Source organism: Micromonospora sp. NPDC047753 (assembly GCF_040642735.1).
Classification (GTDB): domain Bacteria; phylum Actinomycetota; class Actinomycetes; order Mycobacteriales; family Micromonosporaceae; genus Micromonospora.
On the sequence record NZ_JBEYSL010000540.1, the window covers coordinates 1 to 4,339 of the forward strand.

The following is a 4,339-nucleotide window of genomic DNA, read 5'->3' on the forward strand; positions in this document are numbered from 1 at the left end:
TCTTCGGCCGGATGTCCACCGAACTGGTCAGCCTGGACAAGGCTCAGGCCTGGCTGCGCCCAGGTGTCCACCATGGTGCCGGCTCCCACCCAGGCGCCGATGTTGGTGTACGAGGGCATCAGCACCACCCCGGGCGCATGATGGCTGCCCCATCGGGCGATAGCGCCGGGCACCACCCGCACCCCGTCGAAGGAGCGCTTGAGTGGCAGCCGGTCGTGGTACCGGAACGGCCCGGCCTCGGACGGCTCAAGCCCGAGGACCCGGAAGGCCAGCAGGATGGCGCGTTTCGCCCGCTGGTCCACGACCACCTCATCGGTGACCGGATCGACGGCGGCGACCCGACTCACCCCGCTGTCCAGTTGGTCCACCGCGGCGGTGACGACGGCGTGGCCGGCCGGATCGTCGGGGGTCACCGTGTCCCGACGGTCCCACAGCTCGTCGATCTCGGCCGGCAGGGGCGCCCCGGTCGGGGCGTTCGGCACGACAGTGGCGTCAGACATGCGCCGCCCTTCTCTGGTCGGAATCAAGTGGTCCCAGGGCACCCGCCCGGGGGGTGATCTCGGCGATGTCGCGGACGGCGGCGAAGCGGACATGTCCCCGACCCGCCGGACCGTATGCGCCGCCGGGCATCACCACGATGCCGGCGCGACTGGCAAGGCTCCTCGCCCAGGTGTCGCCGTCGCCGCCCGGGGCGGCGGTCCACACGAAGAAGCCACCGTCGGGACTCCGTGCCGCCGCCCCGTTGACGGTGAGCAGTCGCACCAGGTCGGCCACCCGGGTGGCGCCTCGCTCGTACTGGATCCGGGCGTGCTCGTCGTCGCCGAGCAGGTACGCGGCCGACCGCTGGGCGGCCGCGCCCGCCATCAGCCCGGCCGCGCGGCGGCACGGCACCAACCGCTCGACCACGGCGGGATCGCCGGCGTAGAAGCCGACGCGCAGCCCCGGGCTGTTCGACCGCTTCGACAGGCTGTGCACGGCGAGGACCCCGGCGGCGCCGTGCGCCAACGCGGTCCGTGGCGACCCGGACCAGGTCGACTCGGTGTACGCCTCGTCGGAGATCACGAGCACGCCGTACCGTCGGCCCCAGGCGACCACGGTGTCCAACGGTTCGAGCGCACCGGTGGGGTTGCTCGGGCTGTTCACCCACAGGCACAGCGCGCGGTCGCGTACCGCGGCAGGCAGCAGGTCGGGCCGCATGCGGTGATCGGCGTCGGCCGGTACCCGGTGGGTGGCGAAGCCGGCGAGACGCGCCCCGTTCTCGTACGCGGGGTAGCAGAGCTGCGGGACGAGCACCGTGTCACGCCCCGGCGGGACGAGTCCGGCGTCGCGCAGGAACAGCGGCAGGGTGGAGATGAACTCCTTGGCCCCGGCGCAGGCCGCGACGGCGTCCGGTGCGAGCGCGACCCCGAACCGGCGGCGCAGGTAGCCGGCGGCCGCCAGCCGCAGCTCATCGGTCCCGGCACTGGGTGGATAGCCGGCCGGTTCCTGCCCGGGTGGCTCGCCGGGTGTCACCGGCGGCGGATCGGCGGGAACCCCCAGCGACAGGTCGAGCAGTGCCGACCCCGACCCGCGCGCCAGGTCGAGCAGCTCCTCGCGCGACGGCGGGGCGCTCAGCACGGCACGGCAACGCCGGCCATGGTCACCAGCGCGGGGGCGGGCACCACGGCGGGCGGGAACTCGAGGGTGGCGAAGTGGTCGTGTTCATCCTCGGCCCGGCGGATCATCTCGATGCTGCCGTCGCGGCGCAGAAGCAGCTCCTGCGGACGCAGGCGACCGTTGTAGGTGAAGCCCATCGAATGGCCGTGCGCACCGGTGTCGTGGATCAGCAGCAGATCACCCTCCCGCAGCGCCGGCAACGGGCGGTCCCTGCCGAACCGGTCGTTGTTCTCACACAGCGGCCCGGTCACGTCCACCGACTCGGTGGGCCCGGCCGCCCGCGCGAAGGGCACCGTGATGTGGTGGTACGCGTCGCGGTAGAGCGCCGGACGCATCAGCGCCGTCATGCTGGCGTCCACCCCGGCGTACTCGCGCCACTTGGACATCCGGTTCACCACCCGGGTGGCGAGCACCCCGTGCGGTCCCGTGATGAAACGGCCGCTTTCGAAACACAGACGCGGCGCGGGCAGGCCGTACTCCTGCTGCCACCGGTCGAGACGCTCGCGGAGCGCCCGGCCGAGCGCGTCGATGTCGGCGGTCGGTTCGCCCGGCCGGTAAGGGATACCGATGCCACCGCCCAGGTTCAGCGTCCGCACCGCGACGCCCGTGTCGCGGTGCAGGGCGACGACCTGCTCCAGCAGCAGTTCGAGGGTGAGCAGCACCGGCGCTGCGGTGAGCGAGTTGGAGGCCAGCATCATGTGCAGGCCCACGGTGCGGACCCCGAGCGTCATGGCGCGCGCCACCACGTCGGTGAGCCGGTCGGCGGGGACGCCGAACTTGGCGTCGGCCGGGTCGCCGAGGAAGGTGTCCGCGTGCCGGCGGGAACCCCGGTGCGCGTCGTCGCCCGGGTTGACCCGGAACGCCAGGGTGTCCGGCACGGCGCCCAGTTCGGCGATCTTCTCAAGGACCGTTGCGTCGTCGACGGTGATCAGCGCGTCCGCGCGCAGTGCCGCGGTCAGCTCCGCCCGGCTGGTGTTGTTCGAGTTGAAGCAGATCTGCCGGCCCCGAGCGCCGGCCCGCAGCGCCAGTGTCAGCTCGGGACCCGAGCTGACGTCGAAGCCGAAGCCGTGCCGGGCCAGGATGCGCAGGATCGCCGGATTGGGCAGCGCTTTGACCGCGAAGTACTCGGTGTAGCCCACCGACCGGAACGCCCGGTCGAAGGCCGTACAGGTGTCGTCGATGCCCTGCTCGTCGTAGAGGTGGAACGGTGTGCCGAAACGCTCGACGGCGCGCGGTAGGGCGTCGTCCAGACGTGCCTGGAACGCGGGGCTCACGGGCATCTGTCGGGCTCGCTTTCTGCCAGGGGCGGGTGATTCGGGGTCAGTAGCCGAACCGGGCGATGATCACCGAGCGGACGCGGTCGCCAGAGAGGGGGCGTCGGTAGACGTAGCTGTCCATGCTGACGTCGTCGAAGCCGGACAGCTGAGCCTGCTCCCGCAGGTAGTCGACGGCGAGCCAGTGGAAGCCGGTCACCCCCGGTGCCGCCTGGACCCGGCTGCCGTCGCGGGTGGCGTCGTTGGAGGCCACGAGGATGCCGCGGCCGTCCACGCCGAGCCAGCTCCGGACGTGCGCCATGATCGGCAAGGTTGCGGTACGGGCGTCGTAGAGGTGGCCGAGCAACCCGTCGAGATAGGCCACCGGCCACGGGTCGGTCGGCGTCCAGGTCGTCACGTCGGCTTCGATCGACCGCACGCCCTTGGCCGTTGACATGGTGACGGCCTCGGCCATCGCGTCCACTGCCAGCACCTCGACCCCGGCCGCGGCCAGGTGACCCTCCACCACCGCGTTGCCGCTGCCCAGGCTGACCAACCGGCGGCTGCCGGCCCGCGTCAGCTCGCCGTTGAGCAGCTCCAGCATCCAGGTCCGATAGGCCGGCGAGTGGGTGGAGGGGGTGACCGAGTCGCCGCGCGCGCCCCCGGTCTCCCAGATGTCGAAGAGGCTGACGTCGTCGCCGGACCGCGAGCGGTAGAAGTCGGCGAGGTCGGCGAGTTGGTCCGGTCGGGTGTCGGTGGTCTCGATGGTCACAGCGGTCACCTTCGTTCGGCAGTAGCCGGCAGGGTCGGTGCGGACAGGACGTCCGCGAGCAACGGCACCAGGTCCTCCATGCCGCAGCGGTAGAAGTGGCCTCCGGGCAGGACCCGGAAGGTGAATGCGGCGGTCGTGAGGGCCGACCAGGCGGTCGTCAACTCGTCGGTGACGAGCGGGTCGTCGGCGCCGCGAACCGCCAGGACGGGGCAGCCGACCGGCGCCGGCCCGACCGGCCGGTAGCGGGCCGATGCCCGCACGTCGCCGACGAGGGCCCGCTCGACGAGCCGCCGGCCCAGCGGCGTCGCCCGGATCTGCGCCGGCAGACCGCCGAGGGCACCCACCCGGTCCCAGATCTCGTCGTCGGTGCCGTCGAGGAGGGCTGCCGTGCTGTGTCGCCACGGCGCTGCGGCGCCGCTGACCACCACCAGGGCGGGGCCCCTGCCCGCCTGGTGGGCGACCGCCGCCCAGGACGCGGCGAGCAGGGCGCCGAAGCTGTGGCCGACGACGGCCCACCGTTCGCCGGGGGCGGGCGCGTACCGCTGGTCCAGGTCCCGCACGTAGCCGTCGCGTTCGCCCGCCGACGTCCCGCACCCTTACCCACGTCGCCATCCTGCCGCACCCGACCTAGAGCCGCCGGTGGTGGCCGCGAGAACAA

General features: G+C 72.8%; 4 protein-coding genes and 1 pseudogene. All 5 read right to left on the reverse strand.

Annotation, left to right across the window (positions count from 1 at the left end):
* A pseudogene (locus tag ABZ749_RS30420) lies at window positions 1-500 on the reverse strand (2,3,4,5-tetrahydropyridine-2,6-dicarboxylate N-succinyltransferase); the annotation flags it as partial.
* On the reverse strand, window positions 493-1,617 hold the full coding sequence (locus tag ABZ749_RS30425; protein ID WP_357233795.1) for an aminotransferase class I/II-fold pyridoxal phosphate-dependent enzyme: 1,125 nt from the start codon (window positions 1,615-1,617) through the stop codon (window positions 493-495). The gene ABZ749_RS30425 and the pseudogene ABZ749_RS30420, both read right to left, overlap by 8 nt.
* The gene (lysA, locus tag ABZ749_RS30430; protein WP_357233797.1) at window positions 1,611-2,936 is read right to left on the reverse strand and encodes a diaminopimelate decarboxylase; all 1,326 of its coding nucleotides are present in this window, start codon (window positions 2,934-2,936) and stop codon (window positions 1,611-1,613) included. The genes ABZ749_RS30425 and lysA overlap by 7 nt, the downstream gene beginning before the upstream one ends.
* A 40-nt stretch (window positions 2,937-2,976) precedes the next feature.
* A complete protein-coding gene (locus ABZ749_RS30435; RefSeq protein ID WP_357233799.1) occupies window positions 2,977-3,681 on the reverse strand; it encodes a class I SAM-dependent methyltransferase in 705 nt (234 codons plus the stop codon).
* 5 nt (window positions 3,682-3,686) lie between these two features.
* The gene (locus ABZ749_RS30440) at window positions 3,687-4,241 is read right to left on the reverse strand and encodes a thioesterase domain-containing protein (RefSeq protein ID WP_357233801.1); all 555 of its coding nucleotides are present in this window, start codon (window positions 4,239-4,241) and stop codon (window positions 3,687-3,689) included.
* Window positions 4,242-4,339 lie beyond the last annotated feature (98 nt).